Here is a 26,482-nt window from a genome sequence, read left to right as displayed (position 1 = left end):
GCGCTCAGGCCTGCTCGTCCGAGGCGCCGTCGGCCTCGTCCACGATCGGCTCGTTGCCGTAGCCGCGGGGGGCGCGGGGACGCTCGGCGGTGAGGGGCTCGCCCTCGACCACATACCAGGTCATCTCGGCAAGATGGGTGGCGTGGTCGCCGATCCGCTCGAGGTTCTTGGCCATGAACAGACAGTGGGAGCCGAGCGTGATCGTGCGCGGGTCCTCCATCATGTAGGTGACCATCTCGCGGAACAGGGCGTTGTAGAGCTCATCGACCTCCACGTCGCGCCGCCACACGGCCAGCGCCGCCTGGCTGTCGCGCGCGGCGTAGGCGTTGAGCGCGTCCGAGAGCTGCCGCTGCACCGTGCGCCCCATCCGCACCAGCGAGCCGGCGACCCGCATCGGCCGCTCATGCGCCAGATCGATGGAGCGGCGGGCGGTCGACTTGGCGAGATCGCCGATCCGCTCCAGCGTCGAGGAGGCCTTCATCGCCGCCACCAGCAGGCGCAGGTCGGTGGCGACCGGCGCGCGCAGGGCGATGGTGCGGATCACCAGCTCCTCGGTCTCATGCTCGAGCTTGTCGAGCCGGCGGTCCGAGGCGATCACCCGCTCGGCCTGCGCGACGTCGCGGCGGTCGAGCGCCTCGAGCGCCTCGCTCAGAAGCTCTTCGGCCAGGCCGCCCATCTCGGCGACCTTGGCGCGGACGCCCATCAGCTCCTCGTCGAACGCGGAGACGGTGTGGCGACCGGTTCCCATGGTGGACATGTCTTTGTTCCTGCCTTGCGGGGTCGGGTCAGCCGAAGCGGCCGGTGATGTAATCCTGCGTCCGCTGGTCGGACGGATTGGTGAAGATCTTGGTGGTCTCGTCGTATTCGACCATCACGCCCAGGTGGAAGAACGCGGTCTTCTGGGAGACGCGCGCCGCCTGCTGCATCGAGTGGGTGACGATGACGACCGAGTAGCTCTCGCGCAGCTCGTCGATCAGCTCCTCGACCTGGGCGGTGGCGATGGGGTCGAGGGCCGAGCACGGCTCGTCCATCAGCAGCACCTCGGGCGCGGTCGCGATGGCGCGCGCGATGCACAGGCGCTGCTGCTGACCGCCCGAGAGGCCGGTGCCCGGCGCGTGCAGCCGGTCCTTCACCTCGTTCCAGATCGCGGCCTTGCGCAGCGAGCTCTCGACCACCTCGTCGAGCTCGGCCTTGTTCTTGGTCAGGCCGTGGATGCGGGGCCCGTAGGCCACGTTGTCGTAGATCGACTTGGGGAACGGGTTGGGCTTCTGGAACACCATGCCGACGCGGGCGCGCAGCTGCACCGGGTCGACGCGGGCGTCGTAGATGTCCTCGCCGTCGAGGTTGATCGACCCCTCCACCCGGCAGATGTCGATGGTGTCGTTCATCCGGTTCAGGCAGCGCAGGAAGGTCGACTTCCCGCAGCCCGAGGGGCCGATGAAGGCGGTGACGGTGTTGTCCAGCAGCGCGATGTTCACGTCCTTGATGGCGTGAGTGTCGCCGTAATAGACCTGCACGTCGGAGCAGTGGAACTTCGCATCGTTCTGCACGGCGGTCTTCGCCTCGTTGCTATCGTACATGTTCATGGCCTCCGGGCTCACCAGCGACGCTCGAAGCGACGGCGCAGGACGATGGCGATCAGGTTCATGACCACCAGGAAGACCAGCAGGACGATGATGGCGCCGGAGGCGCGCTCGACAAAGGCCGGATCGGCCCGCTGGGTGAAGTTGTAGACCTGGACCGGCAGGCCGGTCGCCGGCTCGAAGAAGCCCTCGGGCGGCGCGTCGGGATAGTCGCGCACGAAGGCGACCATGCCGATCAGCAGCAGGGGCGCGGTCTCGCCGAGCGCCTGGGCGAGGCCGATGATCGTGCCGGTCAGGATCCCCGGCGCGGCCAGCGGCAGCACATGGTGGAAGGTCGCCTGCATCTTCGAGGCCCCGACGCCGAGCGCCGCGTCGCGGATCGAGGGCGGCACCGCCTTCAGCGAGGCGCGGGTGGCGATGATGATCGTGGGCAGGGTCATCAGCGTCAGCACCAGCCCGCCGACGATGGGGGCGGAGTTCGGCAGATGCATCCAGTTGATGAAGATCGCGAGGCCGAGGATGCCGAAGACGATGGAGGGCACCGCGGCGAGGTTGGAGATGTTCACCTCGATCACGTCGGTCCAGAAGTTCTTCTTGGCGAACTCCTCGAGGTAGATCGAGGCGGCCACCCCGATCGGCAGCGCCAGGAACAGCACGATCAGCATCATGTAGAGCGAGCCGAGCAGCGCCACCCCCAGGCCCGCGGCCTCGGGCCGGTTCTCGGAGGCGTCGGGGGCGGTGATGAAGTCCCAGTTGAAGCGCTGCTCCATCACGCCGCGGTTCACCAGCTCGTCGGCGGCGTTGAGCTGGGCCACGTCGACCTTGCTGTCGAGCGCCGCGCTCTCGCGCGTGACCTTGCCCTTGAGGTACTGGTCGATGCGGGCGTTGGTCAGGAACTCGAACGCGACGGTCTGGCCGATCTCGTCGGGGTTGGCGATGACGTAGTCGCGAAGCTGCGCGTTGGCCGCGCCCGAGACCATGCCCGCCAGCATGTCGGGCGTGATGTCCGGGGCGCCCGACTGCTGCAGATCCTCGGCGAGCGCCGTCAGCGAGCCCTTGATGATCGGGCTGTAGCTGAAGGTCAGGACCTTCGCGATCTCCTCGGGGTCGCGATTGCCCGAGGGGTCGAGCTGCTCGGGCGTCAGGAAGATCTCGGCCTTGATGAAGGTCTGCTGGAAGGCCGGCAGACCCTGCGACAGGATCGAGGTCAGCAGCACCACCAGCGCCAGCAGGCCCGCCGAGACGGCGGCGAGGCCGTAGAGGCGGAAGCGACGCTCGGCGGCGTTGCGCTTGCGGGTGCGGGCGTCGGGCGAGTGCAGCGACTTGGCCTGCCCGCCGGCGTAGCCCGAGGGGGGGATGGCGGCGTCGGTCATTCGTACTGCTCCCGGTACTTCCGCACGATGTAGAGCGCCAGGACGTTCAGCCCGAGCGTCAGGACGAAAAGCGTGATCCCCAGCGCGAAGGCGACCAGCGTCTCGGGGGAGGCGAAGTCGGTGTCGCCGGTCAGCTGGGAGACGATCTTCACCGTCACGGTGGTCATCGCCTCGAACGGGTTCAGCGAGAGGGTGGCCGCGGCGCCGGCGCCAAGCACCACGATCATCGTCTCGCCGATGGCGCGGGAGGCGGCGAGCAGGATCGCGCCGACGATGCCCGGCAGGGCGGCGGGGATGATCACCGCGCGGATCGTCTCCGAGGGCGTGGCGCCGAGACCCAGCGAGCCGTCGCGCATCGACTGGGGCACCGCGTTGATGATGTCGTCCGAGAGCGAGGAGACGAACGGGATCAGCATGATCCCCATCACCAGCCCGGCGGTCATCACCGAGGACGAGCTGTCCCCCAGCCCCAGCGGCTGGGCGAAGTAGTCGCGCAGCATCGGGCCCACGGTGATCAGCGCGAACAGGCCGTAGACGATGGTCGGAATGCCGGCCAGCACCTCGATCAGCGGCTTGGCGACGCCGCGGGTCCTGGGTCCGGCGTATTCGCTGAGGTAGATCGCGGCGAACAGCCCGATCGGCACCGCCACCGCCAGCGCGATGAAGCTGATGTAGAGCGTGCCCCACAACAGCGGCAGGATGCCGAGATCGGAGTTGCCGCGGAAGTTCGGCGACCAGGTGGTCCCGAAGAAGAACTCGGTCCACTCGTATTGCGAGAAGAAGCGCCCGGTCTCGAGCAGCATCGACATCACGATGCCCACGGTGGTCAGGATCGCGATCGAGGAGGCGACGATCAGCAGGCCCATCACCATCGACTCGACGGCGTTGCGGGCGCGGAAGTCGCGGTCGATGCGCTTCAGGGAGAGGACGAACCCGGCGGCGGCGGCGAGGGCCGCGACCGCGTAGACGACCGCCGGCGGCAGGCCGATGAAGCTGGAGGCGAAGGAGCCCACCAGCAGCACGCCGAGGCCGGTCAGGCCGGTGGCCAGCGCCACGTTCCAGCCGTGGTAGTTGAGCAGCGAGTGCAGGGCGCGGATGTCCCCGCCCGACGCGTCGGACGCTTTCCGGCGGCCGAGGAAGTAACCGCCCACGACCGCAGCGGCCAGCAGGACGAAGAATAGCGTGGCGATCATGACCCTCTCGACCCCTCGGGAGACGATGAGGCGGCCCCGCCGGGCCGCCTCTGTGGTTTCGTCAGGTCGTGCAAGACCCGGCGGGTCTTACATCGACTTCTCGTCGGCGATCATCGCCTGGGTGTCGGCGAGCTCGGGGTCGGAGACCAGGCCGTAGTTGGCCAGCGGGCCGTTCGGGCCGGCCACCGCGTCGGAGACGAAGAAGGAGGCGAACTCCTTCAGGCCGGGAACCTCGCCCAGGTGCGCCTTCTTCACGTAGAAGAACAGCGGACGCGAGACGGGATACTCGCCCGAGGAGATGGTCTCGGTGGAGGGCGCGACGCCGCCCATGGTCGCGACCTTCAGCTTGTCGGTGTTGTTCTCGTAGAACGCGAGGCCGAACACGCCCACGCCGTTGGGGTTGGCGTCGATGCGGGCCAGCGTCTCGGTGTAGTCGCCGTCGATGTCGACCGACACGCCGTCGGTGCGGACCGCCATGCAGGCGTCCTCGGCGTCGTCCTCGGACATGCCGAGCGCGCCGGTCATGGTCTCCATCGCGCCGCTCTCTTCGCAGCCCGAGAGGATCACCTTCTCCTCGAACACTTCACGGGTGCCGTGCTTGGTGCCGGGGATGAAGGCCTGGATCTCGACGTCGGGAAGCGCGGAGTCGACGTCCGACCACTTGGCGTAGGGGTTGTCGACCAGCTCGCCGTCCACGACCACCTTTGCGGCCATGGCCTTGTACCACTGGTCGGGGGTGAACTCGGTGAACTCGGGGCCGTCGATCTGGCTGGCGAAGACGATGCCGTCGTAGCCGATGCGGACCTCGATGATCTCCTCGACGCCGTTCTCGGCGCAGGCGGCGATCTCCTTCTCGCGGATCTGGCGCGAGGCGTTGGCGATGTCGATCGTGTTCAGGCCCACGCCCTCGCAGAACTTCTTCAGGCCGGCCGAGGAGCCGCCCGACTCGACCACGGGGGTCGGGAAGTCGAAGTTCTCGCCGAAGGCCTCGGCGACGATCGAGGCGTAGGGCAGCACGGTCGAGGAGCCGGCGACCTGGATCTGGTCGCGGGACTGAGCGGCGGCCGCGCCGGCGGCCATGATGCCGGCCACGGCCAGCGAGATCAGGTTGGTGGCTTTCACGGGTGTCCTCCGAATTCGTCAAGCGACCCGCGCGTCTGCTGCGATGCGCACCGGGTCGGCCGATGCTGGGTACCACCGGCCTGCGCGCTGTTTATTCGCAAAACGCCCAAGGTTTTATGACAGCCCAAGAGGCTGATTCGAAACGGATAATAGGAGGGGTTGCAGGTTATCCCCGAAAACCGCCGTCACAAACGGGGATCCGCGGCGGGACGCCGCGGCTGTCGCGCCGCGGCGTCGCCAAGTTCATGCAATCTTAGACAAATCCGAGACCAGTCGATCCCATTCCGGCTTGGTCTTCTCGAGATTCGCCTGTTTCACCGGCCCGAATCCCTTGATCGCGAGGGGCTGGAGCAGCGCCTCCCGGCACAGGGTTTCGGTGGCCGGAGACAGTTTCGCGGCGACGAGATCGACGAGCTGCTCGGTCTCGCCGACCAGCGCATGCTCCATCTTCCGCTCCTCGGTCCGCCCGAAGACGTCGAGGGGGGTGCCGCGCAGGGACTTCATCCCGGCCAGGATAGCAAAACCCTTCTCCATCCACGGCCCGAACTTCTGCTTGCGCGGACGCCCGGTGACCGGGTCGATCTTGGCCGTGACCGGGGGCGCGAGGTGGTAGCTGACCTTGGCGTCCGGCGCGAAGTCGCGGGCGAGCTGGGCCTTCCAGTCGGGGTGGCGATGCAGGCGGGCGACCTCGTACTCGTCCTTGATCGCCATCGACTTGTGCAGCGCCCGCGCGGCGAGGCGCGAGAGGTCCCGGCGCCCGGGCCAATGCGCCTCCTCCGCCGCCTCCACCTTGGCCAGTTCCTCGCGGAAACGGCGGGCGTAGCGCGCGGACTGGTAGTCGGTCAGGAACCGCTCGAAGCGGGCGACCAGGGCGTCGTAGTCCTCGGTCTGCCACGCCGGCAGGGTCTTCTCGCCGGCCTTCTCCTCGGCGAGCCCCGGCTGGGCGACCAGCCAGCGGCCCCAGCGGAAGGCGGCGAGGTTCATCTCGACCGCGGCCCCGTTGAGGCGAATGGCCCGCTCGATGGCCTCGGACGTCACCGGCAGGGCGCCGGCCTGGCAGGCGACGCCCACCAGCATCAGGTTCGCGCCCATACCGTCGCCGACGAGCTGGGTGGCGAGATAGGCCACATCCTTGACCAGCACCCGGTCGTCGCCGAGCTGACCCTTCAGGCGACCCTCCAGCGCGCCCTCGTCGGCGCGGGCCTCGGGGTTGCGGGCGAAGGCGGGCAGCGGCTCGACCTGGCCATTGGCGATGGCCTGGCCCTGGGCGGGGTCGATCAGGCCCATGGCCTCGTCCCCCGCGCCCACCAGCATGTCGCAGGCGAGCAGCAGGCGCCCCTTGCCCCGAGCCACACGGGCGGGGCGGTCGTCGATCGGCTGCGGGCCGATCTGCAGATGCGACTGCACCGCGCCGTTCTTCTGGGACAGGCCGGTCTGGTCGAGCGTCAGGGCATGCAGCCCCTCGAGCCGCGCGGCCATCGACAGGACCGCGGCCACGGTGACCACGCCGGTGCCGCCGATGCCGGTGATCACGGCGGCGTAGTCCAGCGAGGGGGTGGTCTGCGCCTCGGGCAGCCCTTCGGGCGGGTCGTGGCGGATGCCCTTCTTGCCCAGCAGGGGGTCGGATTCGACGCCTTCCACCGTCACGAATGACGGGCAGAACCCCTCGAGGCAGGAGTAGTCCTTGTTGCACGCCGTCTGGTCGATGCGCCGCTTGGTGCCGAAGGGGGTGTCCAGCGGCTTGATCGCCACGCAGTTCGACTGGATGCCGCAATCCCCGCAGCCCTCGCAGACCAGCGGGTTGATCACCGCGCGCTTGGGCGGATCGGGGAACTTGCCCCGCTTGCGGCGGCGGCGCTTCTCGGCGGCGCAGGTCTGCACGTAGAGGAGGACCGTGGTCCCCTCGACCTCGCGCAGCTCGGTCTGCACCAGCAGGTTCTCGGAGCGGTCCCGGAACGAGACGTTGCCCGAGGGCCAGGTCCCGGTCTCCTTCGTCGCCTCGATGTCGTCGGAGACCACGACCACCTTGCGCGCGCCGATGGACAGCACCTGGGCCGCGATCTCGGCCGGCAGGGGCTGGCCCTCGATCGGCTGGCCGCCGGTCATCGCCACGGCGTCGTTGTAGAGGATCTTGTAGGTGATGTTCACGCCCGAGGCCGCCGCCGCCGCCTTGATCGCGAGCATCCCGGAGTGGGTGTAGGTCCCGTCGCCCAGGTTCTGGAACATGTGCTGGCGGCCGGCGAAATTCGCCCGCCCGACCCAGTGCATGCCCTCGCCGCCCATCTGGGTGAAGAGCTGCGTGGTCTCGGGGGAATGCAGCACCGACATGGCGTGGCAGCCGATGCCCCCGCCCGCGAGGCTTCCGTCGGGCAGCTTGGTCGAGCGGTTGTGCGGGCAGCCCGCGCAATACCACGGCGTGCGCGGCATCGCGGGCGCATTGCCGGTCAGCTTCGGCGGGGCCGGCGGCCGGGTCTCGGAGACGCCGAGGTCCGAGGCCTCCCGGCTGATCACCTCGGCCACATGCTCGGGGCTCAGCTCGCCGAAGTCCTGCACCAGGGGAGAGCCGCCGGCGTCGCGCTTGCCGGTCAGGATCGGGCGCGGGCCGGGGGCGTTGACCAGCAGGTGCGCGAGCTCCGTCTCGACGATCGCGCGCTTCTCCTCGATCACCAGGATCTGGTCGTAGCCCTGCACGAATTCGAGCAGGCTCGCGGGTTCGACCGGCCAGACCATGCGCATGCGGAACAGGCCGATGCCCGAGGCCGCCGCCCGCTCCGGATCGAGATCCAGCAGCTTCAGCCCCGCCATGGCGTCGCCAAAGGCCTTGCCGACGGCGACGATGCCGAGGCGCTTGTTCCCCGTCGGCTCGAACACCGGCTCATTGAGCCGGTTGGCGCGGGCGTAGTCCTTCACGGCCTGCATCCGCACAGCCATGCGGCGCTCCTGAACCACGTAGGGCAGGAAACCGCCGGTGTTGTGCAGCGGAACCTCGAAGCCCGGCAGCGGCGGCAGCACCGGGGTCGGGCGCAGCCGATCCAGCGCCACGGTCGCGGCGCTGTCGGCCACGTCGGTGACGATCTTCATCGAGGTCACGGCCCCGGTGTGCCGCGACATGGCGAAGGCGTGCAGGCCCAGCGGCACGATCTCGTGCACCGAGGCCGGATACAGAACCGGCACCGAGACATGGATCATCGCCTGCTCGGACTGGTGCGCGGTGGTCGAGCTTTTCGACACCGGGTCGTCGCCCAGCAGGTAGATCGTCCCGCCCTTGGGATGCGCGCCGGCCAGCGCCCCGTGCTTCATCGCATCGAGGCTGCGGTCGACCCCCGGCCCCTTGCCGTACCAGATCGAGAACACGCCCTCGACGGAGGGATCCTCGGTCGGGCCCAGGCTCTGCGTGCCCGAGATGGCGGTGGCCGCCAGGTCCTCGTTCAGGCCGGGGTTGAAAACGATGTTGCGCGCCGACAGCTCCTCGGTCGCGCGGACCAGCTCCTGGTCGAAGCCGCCGATGGGCGAGCCGCGATAGCCGGAGATGTAGCCCCCCGTCTTCAGGCCGGCGTCTTTATCGACGTCCGCCTGTTCCAGCGCCAGGCGCACCAGCGCCTGCATGCCGTTCATCAGGGCCGCGCCCTTCGAGACACGATACTTGTCGGTAAGGGCGACCTGGGCGTCCAGCGGAGCCATCCGCGCCTCCTCCCTATTTAGGTCGTGGATGCTGACTAATATAGACCGGCATCGATCACATGCAAAAGGATTGTCCGGCCAATGGCGCGGCTCTGCAAGCGGGGAAGTTGTATTGCGGGCCTGACGGGCTCGTGATCGTCGCCGCGCTCGCCGCCGGACGAGGCGCGCTAGCTTGGCGGAGATGACCCTGCTCCGCACCCTCGTCGCGCTGGCGGCCCTCGCCGTCGCCGCGCCGGTTTCGCCGCTCGTCGCGCAGGCGCTGGACCGTCCCGGCACGATCCTGATCATGCGTCACGCCCTGGCGCCCGGGGTCGGCGATCCGTCCGGCTTCCGCCTCGACGACCCCTCCACCCAGCGCAACCTCGACGCGGCGGGCCGCGCCCAGGCCCGCGCCATCGGCGAACGGCTGCGCGCGGCGGGCTTCGACCCCGACCGCGTCCTGACCAGCCGCTGGCGCCGCTGCTCGGAGACCGCCGAGCTTCTGGACCTCGGCCCGGTCGAGCCCTTCCCCGCCCTCGATTCCTTCTTCGGCCGGCGCGAGCGCCGCGCCGAGCAGACCGAGGACCTGCGACATTTCCTGGCCGACCTGCCTCCCGACCACCGCGTGATGCTGGTCACCCACCAGGTCAACATCACCGCCCTGACCGGCGTCGTCCCCCGCTCGGGCGAGATCCTGTCCCTCGCCGTCGGCCCCGAGGGCGAGGTGGAGGTGCTGGAACGAATCCCGCCCCGCTAGCGGCCCCTGCCCGCCTCGCGCCCCCGCGCCGACCTCCGCCCCGCGCCGCGGTCCGAACGCCCCCCACGGACGCGCCCGTCGCCGCGGCGCTTCCCGCACGAAAAACCCCGCCCGAAGGGGGCGGGGTTTCGCAGGTCCGGCCGGGGCCGCGACGCTTACATGGTGCGCTCGACCATCATCTTCTTGATCTCGGCGATGGACTTCGCCGGGTTCAGGCCCTTGGGGCAGGTCTTGGCGCAGTTCATGATCGTGTGGCAGCGGTAGAGGCGGAACGGATCCTCGAGGAAGTCGAGCCGCTCCTGCGTGGCCTCGTCCCGGCTGTCGATCAGCCAGCGGTAGGCGTGCAGCAGCGCGGCCGGGCCGAGGTAGCGGTCGCCGTTCCACCAGTAGCTGGGGCAGGCGGTGGAGCAGGAGGCGCACATCACGCACTCATAGAGCCCGTCGAGCTTCTTGCGGTCCTCGATCGACTGACGCCACTCCTTCTCGGGGGCCGTCGTGTGGGTCTCGAGCCACGGCATGATCGCGGCATGCTGGGCGTAGAAGTGGGTCAGGTCGGGGATCAGATCCTTGACCACCGGCATGTGCGGCAGCGGGTAGATCTTCACGTCGCCCTTCACCTCGTCCAGCCCGTAGATGCAGGCCAGCGTGTTGATCCCGTCGATGTTCATCGCGCAGGAGCCGCAGATCCCCTCGCGGCAGGAGCGGCGGAAGGTCAGCGTCGGATCGATCTCGTTCTTGATCTTGATCAGCGCGTCCAGGATCATCGGCCCGCAGGTATCCATGTCCACGAAATACGTGTCCACCCGCGGGTTGGCATCGTCGTCCGGAGACCAGCGGTAGATCTTGAACGCCCGAACATTGGTCGCGCCCTCGGGCCGCGGCCAGGTCTTGCCCACCGTGACGCGGGAATTCTTGGGCAGATTGAACTGAACCATGGCGTGTGGCTCCTCAGCCTTTTCGATTCGATGGGTCGCTCGAAGGGTTCCGGGTCACTCGAGTATCTTGGGCCCCGACTTTATGCTTTCCAGGTACCGTCGGCTTTCGCCCGGCTCCTGGGCCATCCAAGCAGCGACCTGAAGGGCGCGCAAAGGCTTCGGCTTCCCGCGCCAGGCCTCGAACGCCTCGCGAATGGGGCCGTCGATCGCCTGGATCCACTGATCTAGCATCGCGGCCTCGCTGTAGGCTTCGCGCCGACGGCGGCCGTTCTCTATCATAGCTAGGTACAGGGCGGGATCCGCCTGCAGGCGGTCTATCGCGTCCAGCGCATCCTGAGGCGTGGTCGTCTCGACATAGTCGAGCTCGCTTTCCCGCATCTCCTGGAACGCAGGCTCCGGGCCGAGCAGGGCAGGCGAGTCGCCCCACCAGGCGTTGACCAACTTGCTGCCGGGCTTGGCCCTCGCGAAGTTGACCGAGATATTGCGCACCGCGATGGTGACGTCGCAGGCTGAATAGTCCGCCCAGTCGTCCTCGCCGCCACCGGAGGGCATGGCCTCGCTCGCATCCAGGACGACATTGCGTCGGGCCAGCGCCTCGCGGAAGGCGTCTGAGCGGAAATCCGGGTCCAGGTTCGGCAGCAGGCCCTTGTAGCCCAGCACCTTGATGTCCGTGCCGCGGGCAGGATCGCGCGGAATGATTCCCGGTTGAAGCCAGGTGGGCAGGTAGATGCCGCCGGCTCCGGGCTCGCAGCGGTCGTTGTGGCGAATGACGATGTTCGCAAGCCGGGATTCATGGTGATCGCAGCGAGCCAGCACGACGAAGGCGTCGAAGGACCGGTTCCTGCGGCCGATCACCTGCACCGAGCTGATGTTGATACGGTTCGGCTCAACGCGATCGGACAGCGTCACCGGGTAGCCGGCGGCGCGCATCACGCAAAAGGTGCGCAGCACCCAGGTGTCGGTGCAGTTGATGCAGCGCCTGGCGATTGTCGCCTCGTCGAGCCTCGCGTCCGGATTCTCCCGGATCTCTGGCCAGACGCGATCCCATGCGCACACAAAATTCACCGGGTGGGCAAGCGCGGGCCCTTGAGCTTCAGACGGCACGGTCATTTTCTGGGTGGAACTCCGTCAAAATAGCTTTCCATCAACCGGTCCCGAAGCTCCCTGGCATGACCACGAGCGGTCATGACCCGGCCCCGCCCTTGCGCGCGACGAACAGCGTCTCGCCGCGCTGAAGGCCGAAGCGGAGCACGTCCGGTTCGACCGCCGTGAAATCCTCGACCGCGAAGCCGGCCTGCGCGAGGCGGTCGCGGAAGTCGCGGCCGTAGAAGCGCAGGTGGAGCGGGTCGGTGTAGTAGGCGCGCCGGTCCTCGTCCGAGGTCCAGGCGGGGTTCTCCAGCGTCTCGGCCCAGCCCTCGACCAGCGGCACGGTCACCAGGAACAGGCCCCCTGGCGCCAGCACGCGGCGCAGCTCTGACAGCGCCTTGCGGTCGTCGAGATGCTCGAGCACGTGGTTGGCGATGGCGACGTCCCAGCTCGCGTCGGGCTGGTCGATCGACTCCATGTCGAGATGCAGGTCATGGCCGGGCAGGATGTCCGCCGTGGCGTAGGCGCCGGCGAGCGGGCGGACCACCGCGGTCAGGACCGGCTCGGAGGCGAAGTGGAGGACGCGCCGGCCCTCGATCGCCGCCGCCCCGCCGCGGTCGAGCCACAGCTTGAACAGCCGGTGACGGGGCCGGCTGTCGCAGGACGGGCACCAATTGCCGGGCTTGGTCCGCACCGGGCTGAACCGGCCCTGGTAGCCGCACAGGCAGCAGTCCCGGGACGGACCCTGCGCCGCGAGACGCGCCAGGTGCTCGACCGCGAGCCGGGCCCGAAGGTCCAGCTTCTCGTCGATCTCCGCCTGGCTGCGTCCAAGGGGCTGGGCTCTTTCCATGGAAATTACGTGCCCTCTTGACTGCCTAAAGAACTCGCTGCGCGAGCCACATCCGGCTTCGGCCTGCGCGAGGCGAGCACTGTCTCGAGGATCGACGAGATTGATTGCGCCGCAACCTCGGTCGTCAAATTCGCGCGGAACTTGACATCGGCGGCATCTGCAATCGCCTCGCGAGCAGCCGGATCGTCAATCAGTCTCAGGATCGCAGCTACCCAAACAGCAGCGTCGTTGGATACGACACCTGACGAATTGTCAAAGAGGCAAGCGTGATCCGCCTCATCGCTGCAAATCACGGGAGTCCGCGCCGAGAGATAGCCCAACACCTTGCCGAACGACTTGCCACGGCTGAACGGGGTTACAGTACGGATCGCGGATAGACCAACCGCAGTATCGCCTAGAGACTCAAGAAACAAGTCATAGGGCATAGCTGGCAATAACTCTAGAGATACGCCCGCACGTCGCAACCGTTCTAGTCGGGGGTCATCTTCAGCCTCTCGCCAGTCATAGAGGCGAAGAGCAGTCCCGGGCCGCGAAGCCGCCACCTGCTCCATTACCTCCGTCACAAAGGCAAGTTCCGCCAAGTATTTTGCTGGATTTGTTTGCGCCCAGACGACAAGCGGCTTCCTCTCGGTATGAGCTGGAATGAACCGGCTATCGGGGGGTAACGGCGTTCCCGTCCAAACGACTTCTGTTCTGGAGCTGTACTGCGCCGCCCAGTCCCTGATGTGGCGGCTCCCGCAAATGACTGCGTCTGCCTGCCGAGCCAAGGCCTGCATGGAAGCCTCAAATTCAGGGTCAACAAAGTCCGCATCATCCAGATCGTAGAGAAACGGAATATCTCCCAGGTATTCCACTCTGTTCAGCGGATGGCGCGACTGTTGAACAAAGAGCACATCTGGCCGCCAGGCCCCGATTACGCGGCGGCGTTGGGCGAGCGACAGATGTTTGGGCACGACCAGCACGCTCCATCCCATTGGACGGAGGCTCTTCGCAACTTCGTATGCTCGCAGGAGCGACGACTGCACGGGAGCATCAGACGGGAGGAACAGCACTCTGCCCTTCACACCAGTCTGAACCATATGCGGATAGAGCGCGGCTTCCCGGGCCAAGCGTCCGGCGAGACGGCGCAAGCGGCGCGCAACTCCAGGCGGATTCGAGGGGGACACGCGCCAGGCTTCCACGTCAGCTTTCCTCAGTAGACCCGCGCCTTGGGCGCGATCTTCTTGAGGTCGATGCCCCCCTCGTCGAGGGTGGTCAGCGGGTCGAGCACCACCGAGCGATAGTCGAGCGTCACCGCGCCGTCGTCGGCGACCCAGGCCAGCGTGTGCTTGCGCCATTCGGTGTCGTCGCGGTCCGCGTAGTCCTCGCGGGCGTGGGCGCCGCGGCTTTCCTTGCGGGCCTCGGCGCCGACCACGGTGGCGAGCGCGTTGGGCATCAGGTTGTCGAGCTCCAGCGTCTCCATCAGGTCGGAGTTCCAGATCAGCGAGCGGTCCGAGACCTTCACGTCCGAGAACGCCGTGCGGATCTCGGCCATCTTGCGGCAGCCGTCCTGCAGCGTCTCCTCGGTGCGGAAGACGGCGGCGTCGGACTGCATGGCGCGCTGCATGTCGTCGCGCAGATCCGCCGTGGGACGGGAACCGGAGGCGTTGCGCAGGTGGTCGAAGCGGGCCATCGACTTCTCGCAGGACGCCATGTCCAGCTCGGGCACCGCCGACTTGGGATCCACCACCTCGCGCGCCCGGATCGCGGCGGCGCGGCCGAAGACCACCAGGTCGATCAGCGAGTTCGAGCCCAGGCGGTTGGCGCCGTGGACCGAGGCGCAGCCGGCCTCGCCGACGGCCATCAGGCCGGGGACGATGCTGTCGCCGCCGTCGGGACCCTTGGTCAGGACCTCGCCGTAATAGTTCGTGGGGATGCCGCCCATGTTGTAGTGCACGGTCGGCAGCACCGGGATCGGCTCCTTGGTCAGGTCCACGCCCGCGAAGATCCGCGCCGACTCCGAGATGCCCGGCAGGCGAAGCGCCAGGGTCTCGGGCGGCAGGTGGTCGAGGTGCAGGTGGATGTGGTCCTTGTTCGGCCCCACGCCGCGGCCCTCGCGGATCTCGATGGTCATGCAGCGGCTGACCACGTCGCGGGACGCGAGATCCTTATAGGTCGGCGCGTAACGCTCCATGAAGCGCTCGCCCTCGGAGTTGGTCAGGTAGCCGCCCTCGCCGCGGGCGCCTTCCGTGATCAGGCAGCCCGAGCCGTAAATGCCGGTCGGGTGGAACTGCACGAACTCCATGTCCTGGAGCGGCAGGCCGGCGCGGGCCACCATGCCGCCGCCGTCGCCGGTGCAGGTGTGGGCCGAGGTCGCCGAGAAGTAGGCGCGCCCGTAGCCGCCGGTCGCGAGCACCACCATCTTGGCGCGGAACCGGTGGATCGTGCCGTCGTCGAGCTTCCAGGCGATGACGCCCGTGCAGCGCCCGTCCTCGGACATGATGAGGTCGGTCGCGAAATACTCGATGTAGAACTCGGCCTTGTTCTTCAGGCTCTGCCCATACAGCGTGTGCAGGATCGCGTGGCCGGTGCGGTCGGCCGCGGCGCAAGTGCGCTGCACGGGCGGACCCTCGCCGAACTCGGTCGTGTGGCCGCCGAACGGGCGCTGGTAGATCTTGCCCTCTTCGGTGCGCGAGAACGGCACGCCGTAGTGCTCGAGCTCGTAGACCGCCTTGGGCGCCTCGCGGGCGAGGTACTCCATGGCGTCGGTGTCGCCGAGCCAGTCGGAGCCCTTCACCGTGTCGTACATGTGCCACTGCCAGTGGTCGGGACCCATGTTCTGCAGGCTGGCCGCGATGCCGCCCTGCGCCGCCACGGTGTGCGAGCGGGTGGGGAACACCTTGGTGATGCAGGCGGTCTTGAGCCCCTGCTCGGCCATGCCCAGCGTTGCGCGGAGCCCGGCGCCGCCGGCCCCCACCACCACGACGTCATAGGCGTGATCGACATATTCGTAAGCGGCCATGGCTGGTCCTCTGCTTTGGCGCTTGCCGAGCTGCGCGCGCGCCTCCGCTGCGGGAGGCGCGGCGGGCGTCAGCCGGCGAAGGCGATCTTGGCGACGGCGAACACGCCGATCAGGCCGAACAGCGCGCAGAACAGGGTGTTCGCGAGCAGCGCGGCCGTGCGGACGCCGGAGTTCGAGACGTAGTCCTCGATCACCACCTGCAGACCCAGCTGCATGTGGCGGAACCCCACCGCGATCAGCAGGATCAGCATGATCGCGTTGAACGGGCTGGCGTAGATGGCGCGCACCTCCTCCCAGGAGGAGCCGATGGCGGCGTCGAGCGGCCAGATCGCCAGGATCAGGATCGGGATCAGCGCCACCGCGGTGACGCGCTGGGTCCAGAAGTGGCCGGTGCCCTCCTTGGCGGAGCCGAGGCCGAGGACGCGGCCGAAGTCGGTCTTGTAGCTCATGACGTCCCCTTCCCTCAGAAGATCCAGACGATCAGCGTCAGCACCACCGAGGCGGCGACGGTGACCTTCCCGGCAAGCTCGGCCCGATCGACCTCGAGCATGTAGCCCGTGTCCCAGATCAGGTGACGGATGCCGTTGCAGAAATGGTAGAGCAGCGCCCACAGGCAGCCGAACAGCACCAGCTGGCCGAGCCAGGAGGTGACGACCCAGTCGGCGCTGGCGAAGGCTTCGGGTCCCGTGGCTGCTCCGAGCAGCCACCACACGATCAGGATGGCGCCGATCGCCATCGCGCAACCGGTGATGCGGTGCACGATGGACAGCATCGAGGTCCATTGCGGCCGATAGTACGGCCCGATCATGAAGGGGGAAAGCGGGCGGTTGCCCCGGTTCACGTCGGCCATTGCGACCCCTTTCGTTTCTCCCGGCGCGGGGGCGCGGACGGCATCGGTTCGACGGCGCGCAACCCCTGGCTGGCGTCTGCATACCGCGTCGCTTCCCGGCATGAAAGCGTCCCGACGTCGCTGGCGGACGAAAAAATATGTCGCGACCGGGGTTCCCCGGGGTTTTGTGATCACGGATTTCCGGTTGTGATCACAAATTCCAGGAGCATTGTCGACTGACCGGCGGCCAGCTCAGAATCGCTGCCGCAGGCCCACGGTGAAATACTGCGCCCCGCCCGAGACGCCGTTGAACAGCCAGCTGTCGCCCCACAGCATCTCGCCGCCCGAACGGTGGTGGAAGCGCACCACCACCTCCGAGCGCTTCCACTCGGGATGGGCCAGCGTGATCTCGGGCGCGAGGTAGTGCAGCAGGTTGTTGCCGTTGGTGGTGTCGCCGCGCTTGAGCTCCAGCGCGGTGACGTCGGTGGCGTAGTTCAGCCCGGTGTTGATCGCGATCGAGGTGCGCACATGGTCGTTCCAGGGGAACGCGGTCCAGCGGGCATAGCCGCCGACCCAGAACTCCACCGTGGATTCCAGCCCGAAGCGCTGGGCGACGCCGACCTCGGCCTCGAGGTCGATGACGTCGAACAGCGTCGCCACCCGGCGCGAGCCGGCCAGCGTGATGATGTAGTCCTCGGCGAACTCGTACTCCCAGGGGCCGGTCGGCTCGCCATAGAGGAAGATGTCGGACATGTTGGTCTCGACGAACTTGCCGACCGAGAGGGTCACCGCGCATTCGCCGCCGCAGACGCTGTCGACCTGCGAGAAGCTCAGCCAGCTGGTCGGCGCGTAGCCGTCCGCGCGGCGCTCGGCGAGCGGCGTGACGTTGGCGGGCAGCACGGTGAACGGGCCGTCGGCGCGGGCGGGCGCGCCCTGGCCCGCCAGGGCCGCGAGCGTCGCGAGGGCGAGGAACGCGCCGCGAAGGGGCGCGCGGAAATCGATCGACACGTTACAGGCTCCAACCACCGGGTCCGCGGGACCGTAGCCTCCGCGTCCCGCGCGCGACACCCCCCTGCGGCGACCCCCGGGGCGGCCGCGCGCACAGGTCGCGCCCCTCGCGCCCTCTCCCGCCGGTCAGCGTCCGCGAAGGCTCTCCCAGTCGGTGGCGAAGCTGAGGGTGGCGTTGACCCGGAGGTCCCCCGCGGTGGTGTCGTGGACCCGCAGATCGGCCGCGACCCCGCCCTCGAACGCCCGCCCGACCCCGAGGTTCCAGTCCGCGTCGCCGTCGTCCTCGAGATAGGCCCCCGCCACGCCCGAGACGTAGAAGCCATCGCCCAGCGACACCGAGGCGGCCAGCATCCCGTAGCGGTCGGCGTCGCCGCGGTCATAGTGGAATTCGGCCCCCAGGCGCAGACGCTCGAGCGGCGAGGCGTAGCCCTTGATCACCAGCTCGCCGCAGCAGTCGCCGGTGTCGGTGTAGAAGAAGCGGGCGGCGCGCAGCTCCCAGTCGACGGGGCCGAGGGCGAAGCGGTAGCCGGCCGCGAGGTCGATCTCCACCGCGCGGGTCCCGAAATCGACGTTCGAAGCGGAGACGCTGCCGTAGACGCCGCGCCAGCCGAGCTCGGCCCAGGGCTGCACGGCCGGCTTGTCGTCGCTCTGCGTTACGCCGCGGAACAGGTAGTTGCTGGTGAAGCCGACGCCGAGATCGAGGGTCGGCGCGTCCTCCTGCGCGGCCGCGGGCGCGGCGGCCAGCCCCGCGACGAGGATCAGAGCGAGGCGAGGCGGGGCGCGGCGGGGCATCGCGGCCTCCATGGCTGCGGGGTCGGGGGGCGCCCTGCGCAGGACGGCGACCCGACCACTTCACCAGAGGGCGCCGGTTGCGGCAACCCGTCCGCCGCCCCGCGATCACATCGGGCAGAGCGCCCAGACGTCGAGGTCCAGCAGGACGTTCCCGGCATACTTGCCGTCCTCGCCGCGCAGGGGGGCGGGGGTCGGGTCGTCCTTGACCGCGGCGAGACGCAGGCGCAGGGCGCCGACGCCCGGCGCCGTGGTCTCGGCCTTCTCGAGCACCTCCGACCAGGCGTAGACGGTGTCGCCCGCAAAGCAGGGGTTGGCGTGGGAGCCGGCGTTGATCGCCACGATCGTCTGGGCGTTGGCCAGCCCGTTGAACGACAGCGCGCGCGCCAGGCTGATGACGTGGCCGCCGTAGATCAGGCGGCGGCCGTCCTCGCGGAACTGGGCGTTGAAGTGCACCTTGGCCGTGTTCTGCCACAGGCGGGTGGCCATCATGTGCTCGGCCTCCTCGATGGTCACGCCGTCGACATGGTCGATGCGCTCGCCCACCGTGTAGTCGCCAAAGCGGTGCGGCTCGCCCGCCGCGGGGAAGTCGTAGCGCGAGAAGTCGAGCCCGGCGGGGATCGCCAGCTCAGAGGCGGGCACGACCGCGCGGAGCTCGGGGACCACCGGCTCGGGCGCCGGGGCGTCGAGGTCGTTCTTGCGCACCATCACCCAGCGCACCCACTCCAGCGCCGCCTCGCCCTCGGCGGTGCGCGCGACCGAACGCACCCAGACCACGCCGGACTTGCCGTTGGAATTCTGCCTGAGCCCGATGATCTCGGTCTGCGTCGAGAGCGTGTCGCCGGGATAGAGCGGCTTGAGGAACCGGCACTCGGCATAGCCGAGGTTCGCGACCGCGTTCAGAGAGATGTCGGGCACGGTCTTGCCGAAGGCCACATGGAAGCCGACCAGATCCTCGAGCGGCGAGCGCGGCAGCCCGCAGGCCTGCGCGAAGGCGTCCGAGGAGGGCAGCGCGAAGCGGGTGGGATAGAGCGCGGTATAGAGCGCGCGATCCCCCTCCGTCAGCGTGCGGGGCGTGGCATGGCGGATCACCTGCCCGACCGTGAAATCCTCGAAGAAATACCCGGGGTTGGTCTTGGAGGCGGTCATGCGCGGGCTCCGTCGCTGGGGGAAAGGGGGCGGCGTCGCTGGGGCGCCCTGTCGGGGGCGCACAATAATCTTGCGCGGCAAGGGCGCAACCCGCGCCGATGCGTGCGCGCAGAGGCCGCGGCGCGGGCGAGGTCGGGGGTTAAGCTCCGGGGACGATCTCGGGCGGGCTCCGGGGGCGAGCTCCGGGGACCACGTCCGAGCACACCCTCCCGCAGGCGACGTCCGGAGGCCCCGCAGGCGACGTCCGGAGGCGGCCCTCAGGGCGGCGCGCCTCCCCCACCCCCCGCGCAGGTCCAGCCAAGCCCGCCCGCAGGGCGCCTGTAGACCGATTGTTGAAAGGGGGGAGATCGCCGAAACGGCGCCCCCCGCGCAGGGACGCGCCGCACCCGCCTGTCGGAACCCCGTCCCTCAGGACCCCCGTCCTTCAGAACCTCGTGCGCAGGTTGATCGAGCCGAACACGGCCGGGCCGTCCTGGGCGGCGTATTCCTCGGTGCGCAGGACCTGGGTGAAGCTCAGCTCCACCCGGCCCACCTGCACCGCCACGCCGGCCTGCACGTCGGCCACCAGGCGGTTCGGTTCGACCCCGTCGACGCCGCCCCAGGTGTTGCCCTCGATGAAGATGTTGCGGCCCACGACGCGGCCCTCGACGCCCGCAAAGACATACCAGCCGAAATCGTCCTGGTTGCGGAAGAAGCCAGGCGAGGCCACCGCCGGCCGCACCCGCGGCGGCCCATAGCCGTCCGCCAGGTCCTGGCCCAGCCGCAGTATGCCGCCCGCGGCGATCGAGGTCTCGACATTGCCGAGGCTCGCGGTGATCGAGGGCGCCCAGTCCACCGACAGGTCCAGCGCCGGCAGCGGCAGATCCGCGCCGAAACGCCATTTGCGCTCGTAGACCAGCCGCACGCCGGGCTCGTCCTCGAGCTGGGTGCGCCAGCCCCGCGGCTTCTGGGCGCCGATCACGTCATGCACCAGCGTCTGGGTCCGGTCCGCCTGCGAAGAGGGGCCGACCACCCCGACCTCGAGCGCGATCGTGTCCAGCCGGTCGCCCCGGTCGGCCGAGACGCCGAAGCCCCCGTAGAGGAACCCCGCATAGGGCCGGTCCCCCGGCGGCGGATTGCGCCGCGAGATGTCCGAGGGCGTGTAGATGTTCTGGCCCAGCGTGTAGAACTCGTACCAGTCGTCGGCGTCCGAGAACCAGCCGAACAGCCCCCGCTTGGCCAGTCGCCCCGCCCCCGTCAGGTTGTTGCGCGGCGTCACGTAGTCGAAACGCACGCCGTTGGTGTAGTCCTTGTCGTCGTCGCCGAAGATGTCGTTCTCGAAGGTGACCGAGAGGGTGCCGCGCGCGTCGGCGTCGGCCTGGGGGGGCAGATCCTCGGCCGGCGGCTCCTGCGAGCCGTCGGGGCCGGGCGGGATCTCGGAGGCCTCCGCCGCCGCCGTCGCGCCGGCCTCGCGCGCAGGGTCGAGCGGCGCGGCGGCAAGGCCCATGGCCGCCCCGAGAGGCTCGGCTCCCTCCGCCCGCGGCCCGGCGCCCACCGCCCGCGGCCCCGCCGCTTCCACCCGCGGCCCGGCAAAGGCCGGACCCGACTCCTGCGCCCGCGCGGGGCCGGACGCGGCCAGCGCGGCGGCCAGGAGCAGGCCCGGCAACAGGATCGGCAGGGCGCCGGGACGGGCCGCGGCGAGGGGGGCGGTGGCGGACATGGGTCGCGCTCCGGTCTGAAGTCGGGACCGCGCGGACAGACGCGATCGGGGAAGCGGCGCCGCGCGGGGCGAGCGTCGGAGGGTCGCCGCATCAAGTGGGGGGCGATCGCGGCAAGGCCATGGCCGATCGCGGCGATCGCGGGGCGCCGCGCCGCGCCCGTCCCGGCGGCCCCGCCCCGTTCAGCTTACGTTGCGAAATCTTTCCTTGATCGGCGCGGGCCGCCCCGACACTGTTCGCTCACCAACGAGGGGCGCGTCGCAGTCGCCCCCGGACCAGGGAGGACAAGAATGTCGCTGACAACTCACGCCCGAGGCGCGGTCGTCGCGCTGGCCTCGCTCGCCTTTGCGGGCGGCGCCGTGGCTGGAGAGTGCGTGCACTCCGAACAATGGGGCAAGGACGACACCCACGGCTCGGCCAACCTCGTGACCCCCGAGCGCACGCTCGAGGCGCTGAAACTGGTCAAGCAGGGCGTCTCGGTGCCGCTGGGCATCGTCATCGGGCCGGACACGCCCGCCTTCGCCCCCCGCTCGCTGTCGCTGCAGGTGGTGCAGCCCAACCAGCAGGGCGGCCAGAAGCTGTCGGCCTTCGGCTATGAGGGCAACTACAACGACGACATCCTGCAGACCTGGGTGGGCATCGGCAGCCAGATCGACGGGCTGGGGCATCTCGGCGAGCACGGCTACTACTACAACTGCCTCGACGAGAAGGAGATCAGCGCGATCACCGGCCTGACCAAGCTGGGGGTGCACGACATCCCGCCGCTGGTCGGCCGCGGCGTGGTGATCGACATGACCGAGCACTTCGGCAAGGCCCATCTCGACGCCGGCGAGAGCTTCGGCGAGGAGGAGGTCAAGGCCGCCGCCGAAGCCCAGGGCGTCGAGATCCGCGAGGGCGACGTGGTCCTGTTCTACACCGGCTGGACCTCGGCGATGCTCGAGAGCGATCCGCAGGCCTGGGTCTCGGGCGAGCCGGGGCTGTCGGTCTCGGGCGCGCGCTACCTCGCCGGGCTGAACGTGATGGCCGTCGGCGCCGACACCTGGGGCGTCGAGCCGGTGCCCCCCAAGGAAGGCGAGGGCGCCTTCTATGGCCATGTCGTGCTGCTGCAGGAGAACGGCATCTACATCCTCGAGACGATGGAGACCAAGCCGCTGGTCGAGGCCGACGTGACCGAGTTCATGTTCGTCCTGGGCCAGGCGCGGATCCGCGGCACGGTGCAGATGATCGTCAACCCGGTGGCCCTCTACTGATCGCGGCGACGCCCCGCCGACCGGCGGGGCGGACGCAGGACAGGGAAACGGACGGCCTCGGCCGTCCGTTTTTCGTTCCGGGTCCAGCGGCCGTTTCGCGCCGGGGCAAGCGGCGGCGCGGAGGGCGCACGTCACGGTTGATCGGCGCCAGACGCTGCGTTAACCTTAACTCACTGCTTAATTAAGGGAGTCGCCCCGATGCGGCCCCGCAGGGAGGACCCGATGTTCAGATCGATCCGCGCCGCCGGCGCGCTGATTACGCTTGGCCTTGCCGCCGCAGCCGCCCCCGCGCTCGCCCAGGATTGCGCGCCCTCGCAGTGGGGCGCGGAGGACGAGATCGGCTCGGCGAACCTCGTCACCGCAGAGCGGGTGAAGATGGCAGCCCAGCTGATCAAGCAGGGCAAGACCACCCCGCTCGGCATCGTCATCGACGCCAACACCCCCGCCTATCCGCCCCGCGGCGTGAACCTGCAGGTGGTGCAGCCCAACCACACCGGCGGGCGGGCCATCGATCTGGGCTACGAGGCGACGGCCAACGACGACCTGGCGCAGATCTGGTTCGGCGTCGGCAGCCAACTCGACGGGCTGGGGCATTTCGGCGTCGGCGGCGCCTTCTACAACTGCAACGACTGGGCCGACTTCGCCCCGATCACCGGCCTGACCAAGATGGGCACCCACAACGTGCCGCCGCTGGTCGGGCGGGCGGTGATCATCGACATGGCCGCCCATGCGGGCGTCGAGTTCCTCGAGGGCGGCCACGCCATCCCCCTCTCCGACGTGCAGGAGGCCATCGAGCAGCAGGGCGTCGAGATCCGCGAGGGCGACATCGTCCTGTTCCACACCGGCTGGACCGAGGCCAAGCTCGAGAGCGCCCCGCAGGAGTGGGGCTCGACCGAGCCGGGCATCCTCCCCGACGTGGCCGAGTTCCTGGCCGAGCAGAACGTGATGGCCGTGGGCGCCGACACCTGGGGCCTCGACGTGGTTCCCGCGCCCGAGGGCGGCAAGCTGTTCTTCGCCCATGCCGTGCTGCTGAAGGACAACGGGATCTACATCCTCGAGACGATGAACGTCGGCCCGGTGCTGGACAACGGGGTGAACGAGTTCATGTTCGTCCTAGGCCAGGCCCGCGTCCGCGGCGCGGTGCAGATGATCATCAACCCGGTGGCCCTCTACTGAGCCCCCGCGCGGGCGCCCCCGGGCGCCGGGACGAGACCTCGACGGACGGCCGCCCGCGGCCGTCCGTTTCGCGTTCCCCGGCGCTCTCCGCAACGTGAGGGCCGCGGCGCGGCGCGCGCGATAGACCCCCGGGGCCGTCTCGCCCGCCGGAGCCCGCCCATGCCTGCAAGACCCGCCGCCTCCAGCATTGCCTTCCTGCGCCTGACCGAGGTTCCGCCGGCCGCGATCCTCGCGCAGATGGCCGACCCGCGGGTGAGGGCGCACATGCCGCTGGCGTCCGCCTCTTGGGACCTCGCCGCGGTCGAGGCGCTGGTGGCCGCCAAGGAGGCCTGCTGGCGGCGCGACGGGCTGGGCCACTGGGCGATCCTGGCGAACGGCGCCTATGTCGGCTGGGGCGGGTTCCAGAAGGAGGGCGAGGACTGGGACTTCGGCCTGGTGCTGACCCCCGAGGCCTTCGGCCTTGGCCTGCGCATCGCCGCCCGCGCGCTGGCCTTCGCCCGCGCCGACCCGCGCATCCCCCGCGTCACCTTCCTGCTGCCCCTGTCGCGACGCCGGCTGGGCGCGCTGGCCCGGCTCGGCGCCCATCCGCTGGGCGTGGTCGAGCATGAGGGCGCGGCCTTCCGAAAGTTCCGGCTGGAGACGCCGTCCGGGACCTGATCGGCCGCTTGCGCGCGGGCCCGCCGGCTGTCGCGAACGGTGCGGCCAGGCGCGCGCCGGCATTGACCCGGGGCCTCCTGTGGGCGATCTGCAAGACGGTGGGCGCGGGCTCGCTCAACCCCTGCCGTCGCGCAGGCGCAGCCCCACGGCGCGGACGGCGTGCAGCGGCAGGGAGACGGCCTCGCGCGCCCGGTAGATCGCGCCGCGCCAGCCGGCGGGCGCCTCGCAGGCGGCAGGCTCGGCGGGCATCCCCAGCAGGCGGAACAGGACCAGAGCCCGAGGCATGTGGATCCGGTCGGTGACCAGCACCGCGCGCTCGACCCCCGCGCGGCGCAGGATCGGGATCGAGAGGCGCGCGTTCTCGAGCGTGTCGCGGGCGCGGTCCTCGACCAGGATCGCCGCCTCGGGCACGCCCAGCGCCGCCAGCGCCCGACGCATCGCCTCGGCCTCGCTCAGCGGCCCTGCGCCGGTCGCGCCGCCGGTCACCAGCACCAGGGGCGCGCGGCCGGCGGCGAAGAGGCGGGCCGCCGTCTCGATCCGGCGGGTCAGCGCGGGGCTCGGCCGGCCGCCGGGACGCAGGGCCGCGCCCAGCGCCACCAGCGCCGCAGGGGAGGGCTGGGCGGGCCGTTCCGCGCTCATCGCGGCCGCGTCAGCCGCCGGGGAAGGGCGAGGGGCCGATCAGCCCGTGGATCAGGCCGATGACCAGGTAGACGACCACGGTGATGCCAACCAGGATCAGGTCCTTCTTCGCCGGCGCCGGCGCGGGCTTGACCCAGGCGCCGTCCCGGGCGTTGGTCGCGAAGATCGCCACGATCGCCCACAGGCCCAGCCCCCCGAACAGCGCCAGCGAGGCGAGGTCGCCGTTGACCAGCAGGTGCGCGCCCGCCCAGACGATCGTGCCCAGCAGCATCGGGTGGCGCACGAAGCGCTTCACGTTGCCCTTGGAGTGCGAGGCGCCGAACAGGAACACCGCGACCACCATCAGCAGGTCGGTCAGGTGGATCCCCCAGGCCGGCGGGAACCAGACGTTCACGAACTCCGCCCCGCGGTAGCCGATCACCATCAGCGCCAGCGAGACCAGCACCGCCAGGGAGTAAAGGCCCTTGTAGGGGTTCTCCCCCAGCTTCGCGACCAGCGCGTCGCGCGAGGGTCTGGCGACCAGGGGATAGGTGTGGACGATCCACCACAGGATCAGGCCGAGGATCAGTAGCGTCATGGCTGGCTCCCTCGCGGCTTGGCCGCGGCTGGCAAGTGCGGCGTGGCCGCGGCTGGCAAGTGCGGCGTGGCCGCGGTCGGCTTGGCGGGGCCGGGGGCGTCCGCCCCCGGCCTTGGCTCAGACGCCCAGCCAGCGGTCCCGCAGGGCGGGCGTCAGCTGGTCGGGTCCGCCCGTCCATACGCTGCGGCCCTTCTCGAGGATCACGCAGCGGTCGGCGACGGGCAGCAGTTCCTTCAGGCTCTTGTCGACCACCAGCAGCGCCTGCCCGGCCTGCTTGAGGGCGTGGACGGCGGCCCAGATCTCCTGGCGGATGACCGGCGCGAGGCCCTCGGTCGCCTCGTCCAGGATCAGCAGGCGCGGGTTGGTCATCAGCGCCCGGCCGATGGCCAGCATCTGCTGCTCGCCCCCCGAGAGGGTGCGCGCCGACTGGCGGCGACGCTCGGCGAGGCGCGGAAACAGTCCCTCGACCCGCGCCCGGTCCCAGGGTCCGGGCCGCGCCGTTGCCGTGAGGTTCTCCGCGACCGAAAGATTGGGGAAGCACCGCCGCCCCTCGGGCGCGAGACCCAGACCGAGGCGGGCCGCGCGATGCGCCGGCAGGCCCGCCAGGTCGCGCCCGTCCAGCCGCACCCGTCCCCGCGTCGGCGGCGTCAGCCGGCAGATCGAGCGGAGGGTGGTGGTCTTGCCCATGCCGTTGCGCCCCATCAGCGCCACGGCCTCGCCCGCCGCCACCGAGAGGTCGACGCCGAACAGGGCCTGAGAGGGGCCGTAGAAGGTCTCGAGAGCCTCGACGTCGAGCATGGGGGGCCTTGGGCGGATGCGCTGCGCCCGGACCCTAGCGGAGGCGCGCGCGGATGCGCAACGGGCGCGGTCGGCGCGGGGCCGGCGCCCCTGCGGCGCCTCGCCGGGACGTGAGCGTCCGGCGCCGGGCATCCGCGCCCGCCTCGACCGATCCCGCGGATCGCCGCCGCGCGCGCCTGCGCCGCCCGCCACCCGCGGGCCGGTCCGAGTTTCCCCGCGCGATCCGTCCCGCGCGCCCCCGCGGGCCACCGGGCGCCCTCCCGGGATCGGCGCGCGAAGCGGTCCCCGCCGCGCCTGCGCGGCGCCGGAGGCCCCCGGCCTCCGGGCGCGCCCTTGGCGCGCGGGACCGCGGG

At 69.9% G+C, this 26,482-nt stretch carries 24 protein-coding genes; 4 read left to right on the top strand and 20 right to left on the bottom strand.

The window, feature by feature from the left end; translation table 11 throughout:
• Positions 1 to 4: 4 nt before the first annotated feature.
• From phoU to AAC134_RS01075, 6 genes are all read right to left on the bottom strand, one after another.
• Complete coding sequence (phoU, locus tag AAC134_RS01100; RefSeq protein WP_339947187.1) at positions 5 to 757, bottom strand: phosphate signaling complex protein PhoU; 753 nt, start codon at positions 755 to 757, stop codon at positions 5 to 7.
• A 28-nt stretch (positions 758 to 785) separates the two neighbouring features.
• A complete protein-coding gene (pstB, locus tag AAC134_RS01095; RefSeq protein WP_339947186.1) occupies positions 786 to 1,580 on the bottom strand; it encodes a phosphate ABC transporter ATP-binding protein PstB in 795 nt (264 codons plus the stop codon).
• A gap of 17 nt (positions 1,581 to 1,597) precedes the next feature.
• Positions 1,598 to 2,956 (bottom strand): phosphate ABC transporter permease PstA, encoded by a 1,359-nt coding sequence (gene pstA / locus AAC134_RS01090; protein ID WP_339947185.1) that lies wholly within the window; start codon positions 2,954 to 2,956, stop codon positions 1,598 to 1,600.
• Positions 2,953 to 4,149: a phosphate ABC transporter permease subunit PstC gene (gene pstC / locus AAC134_RS01085; protein ID WP_339947184.1), complete on the bottom strand. Its 1,197-nt coding sequence runs from the start codon at positions 4,147 to 4,149 to the stop codon at positions 2,953 to 2,955. Before pstC ends, pstA begins: the two co-directional genes overlap by 4 nt.
• An 87-nt stretch (positions 4,150 to 4,236) precedes the next feature.
• Positions 4,237 to 5,229, bottom strand: coding sequence for a substrate-binding domain-containing protein (locus tag AAC134_RS01080; RefSeq protein ID WP_339947435.1), 993 nt, complete (start codon positions 5,227 to 5,229; stop codon positions 4,237 to 4,239).
• A gap of 285 nt (positions 5,230 to 5,514) precedes the next feature.
• Positions 5,515 to 8,952, bottom strand: coding sequence for an indolepyruvate ferredoxin oxidoreductase family protein (locus tag AAC134_RS01075; protein ID WP_339947183.1), 3,438 nt, complete (start codon positions 8,950 to 8,952; stop codon positions 5,515 to 5,517).
• A gap of 181 nt (positions 8,953 to 9,133) precedes the next feature.
• Between AAC134_RS01075 and AAC134_RS01070 the strand changes: the two genes are divergently transcribed.
• Positions 9,134 to 9,688 (top strand): histidine phosphatase family protein, encoded by a 555-nt coding sequence (locus tag AAC134_RS01070; protein WP_339947434.1) that lies wholly within the window; start codon positions 9,134 to 9,136, stop codon positions 9,686 to 9,688.
• A 155-nt stretch (positions 9,689 to 9,843) separates the two neighbouring features.
• On the opposite strand, the gene AAC134_RS01065 is transcribed toward AAC134_RS01070, so the two are convergent.
• The 11 genes from AAC134_RS01065 to AAC134_RS01015 form a co-directional block, all read right to left on the bottom strand.
• Positions 9,844 to 10,623, bottom strand: coding sequence for a succinate dehydrogenase iron-sulfur subunit (locus tag AAC134_RS01065; RefSeq protein ID WP_339947182.1), 780 nt, complete (start codon positions 10,621 to 10,623; stop codon positions 9,844 to 9,846).
• Between the two features lie 54 nt (positions 10,624 to 10,677).
• Complete coding sequence (locus AAC134_RS01060) at positions 10,678 to 11,733, bottom strand: hypothetical protein (RefSeq protein WP_339947181.1); 1,056 nt, start codon at positions 11,731 to 11,733, stop codon at positions 10,678 to 10,680.
• Positions 11,734 to 11,806: 73 nt separating this feature from the next.
• Positions 11,807 to 12,559: a class I SAM-dependent methyltransferase gene (locus AAC134_RS01055; RefSeq protein WP_339947180.1), complete on the bottom strand. Its 753-nt coding sequence runs from the start codon at positions 12,557 to 12,559 to the stop codon at positions 11,807 to 11,809.
• A 5-nt stretch (positions 12,560 to 12,564) separates the two neighbouring features.
• The gene (locus tag AAC134_RS01050) at positions 12,565 to 13,521 is read right to left on the bottom strand and encodes a glycosyltransferase (RefSeq protein WP_339947179.1); all 957 of its coding nucleotides are present in this window, start codon (positions 13,519 to 13,521) and stop codon (positions 12,565 to 12,567) included.
• Positions 13,522 to 13,751: 230 nt separating this feature from the next.
• Positions 13,752 to 15,560 carry a succinate dehydrogenase flavoprotein subunit gene (sdhA, locus tag AAC134_RS01045; protein ID WP_339947178.1) on the bottom strand — a complete coding sequence of 603 codons (1,809 nt, stop codon included), beginning with the start codon at positions 15,558 to 15,560 and terminating at the stop codon, positions 13,752 to 13,754.
• Between the two features lie 68 nt (positions 15,561 to 15,628).
• A complete protein-coding gene (gene sdhD / locus AAC134_RS01040; protein WP_339947177.1) occupies positions 15,629 to 16,009 on the bottom strand; it encodes a succinate dehydrogenase, hydrophobic membrane anchor protein in 381 nt (126 codons plus the stop codon).
• 14 nt (positions 16,010 to 16,023) lie between these two features.
• Complete coding sequence (sdhC, locus tag AAC134_RS01035; protein WP_339947176.1) at positions 16,024 to 16,410, bottom strand: succinate dehydrogenase, cytochrome b556 subunit; 387 nt, start codon at positions 16,408 to 16,410, stop codon at positions 16,024 to 16,026.
• Between the two features lie 231 nt (positions 16,411 to 16,641).
• On the bottom strand, positions 16,642 to 17,397 hold the full coding sequence (locus tag AAC134_RS01030; RefSeq protein WP_339947175.1) for a hypothetical protein: 756 nt from the start codon (positions 17,395 to 17,397) through the stop codon (positions 16,642 to 16,644).
• A gap of 126 nt (positions 17,398 to 17,523) precedes the next feature.
• A complete protein-coding gene (locus AAC134_RS01025) occupies positions 17,524 to 18,189 on the bottom strand; it encodes a TorF family putative porin (RefSeq protein ID WP_339947174.1) in 666 nt (221 codons plus the stop codon).
• Between the two features lie 105 nt (positions 18,190 to 18,294).
• Positions 18,295 to 19,335, bottom strand: a complete 1,041-nt coding sequence (locus AAC134_RS01020) for a MaoC family dehydratase (protein ID WP_339947173.1) — start codon at positions 19,333 to 19,335, stop codon at positions 18,295 to 18,297.
• 424 nt (positions 19,336 to 19,759) lie between these two features.
• Positions 19,760 to 21,034, bottom strand: coding sequence for a lipid A deacylase LpxR family protein (locus AAC134_RS01015; protein WP_339947172.1), 1,275 nt, complete (start codon positions 21,032 to 21,034; stop codon positions 19,760 to 19,762).
• A gap of 288 nt (positions 21,035 to 21,322) precedes the next feature.
• Here AAC134_RS01015 and AAC134_RS01010 point away from each other — a divergent pair, with 288 nt between their 5' ends.
• The 3 genes from AAC134_RS01010 to AAC134_RS01000 all read left to right on the top strand — a co-directional run bounded on the left by AAC134_RS01010 (position 21,323) and on the right by AAC134_RS01000 (position 24,115).
• Positions 21,323 to 22,282, top strand: a complete 960-nt coding sequence (locus tag AAC134_RS01010; RefSeq protein WP_339947171.1) for a cyclase family protein — start codon at positions 21,323 to 21,325, stop codon at positions 22,280 to 22,282.
• Between the two features lie 222 nt (positions 22,283 to 22,504).
• A complete protein-coding gene (locus AAC134_RS01005; RefSeq protein ID WP_339947170.1) occupies positions 22,505 to 23,458 on the top strand; it encodes a cyclase family protein in 954 nt (317 codons plus the stop codon).
• Between the two features lie 159 nt (positions 23,459 to 23,617).
• Entirely contained in the window at positions 23,618 to 24,115 is a 498-nt protein-coding gene (locus AAC134_RS01000; protein ID WP_339947169.1) for a GNAT family N-acetyltransferase, read from the top strand.
• A 114-nt stretch (positions 24,116 to 24,229) separates the two neighbouring features.
• Here the strand turns inward: AAC134_RS01000 and AAC134_RS00995 are convergent, their stop codons facing one another.
• The 3 genes from AAC134_RS00995 to AAC134_RS00985 form a co-directional block, all read right to left on the bottom strand.
• Entirely contained in the window at positions 24,230 to 24,754 is a 525-nt protein-coding gene (locus tag AAC134_RS00995) for a YdcF family protein (RefSeq protein WP_339947168.1), read from the bottom strand.
• 10 nt (positions 24,755 to 24,764) lie between these two features.
• A complete protein-coding gene (locus AAC134_RS00990; RefSeq protein ID WP_339947167.1) occupies positions 24,765 to 25,331 on the bottom strand; it encodes an NnrU family protein in 567 nt (188 codons plus the stop codon).
• Positions 25,332 to 25,448: 117 nt separating this feature from the next.
• On the bottom strand, positions 25,449 to 26,129 hold the full coding sequence (locus tag AAC134_RS00985; protein ID WP_339947166.1) for an ABC transporter ATP-binding protein: 681 nt from the start codon (positions 26,127 to 26,129) through the stop codon (positions 25,449 to 25,451).
• Positions 26,130 to 26,482 lie beyond the last annotated feature (353 nt).

The sequence above is a fragment of the uncultured Albimonas sp. genome (genome assembly GCF_963977235.1).
Lineage (GTDB): Bacteria > Pseudomonadota > Alphaproteobacteria > Rhodobacterales > Rhodobacteraceae > Albimonas.
Note: the sequence above shows the minus strand (reverse complement) of the source record. Positions and strands in the feature narration are given on the sequence as shown.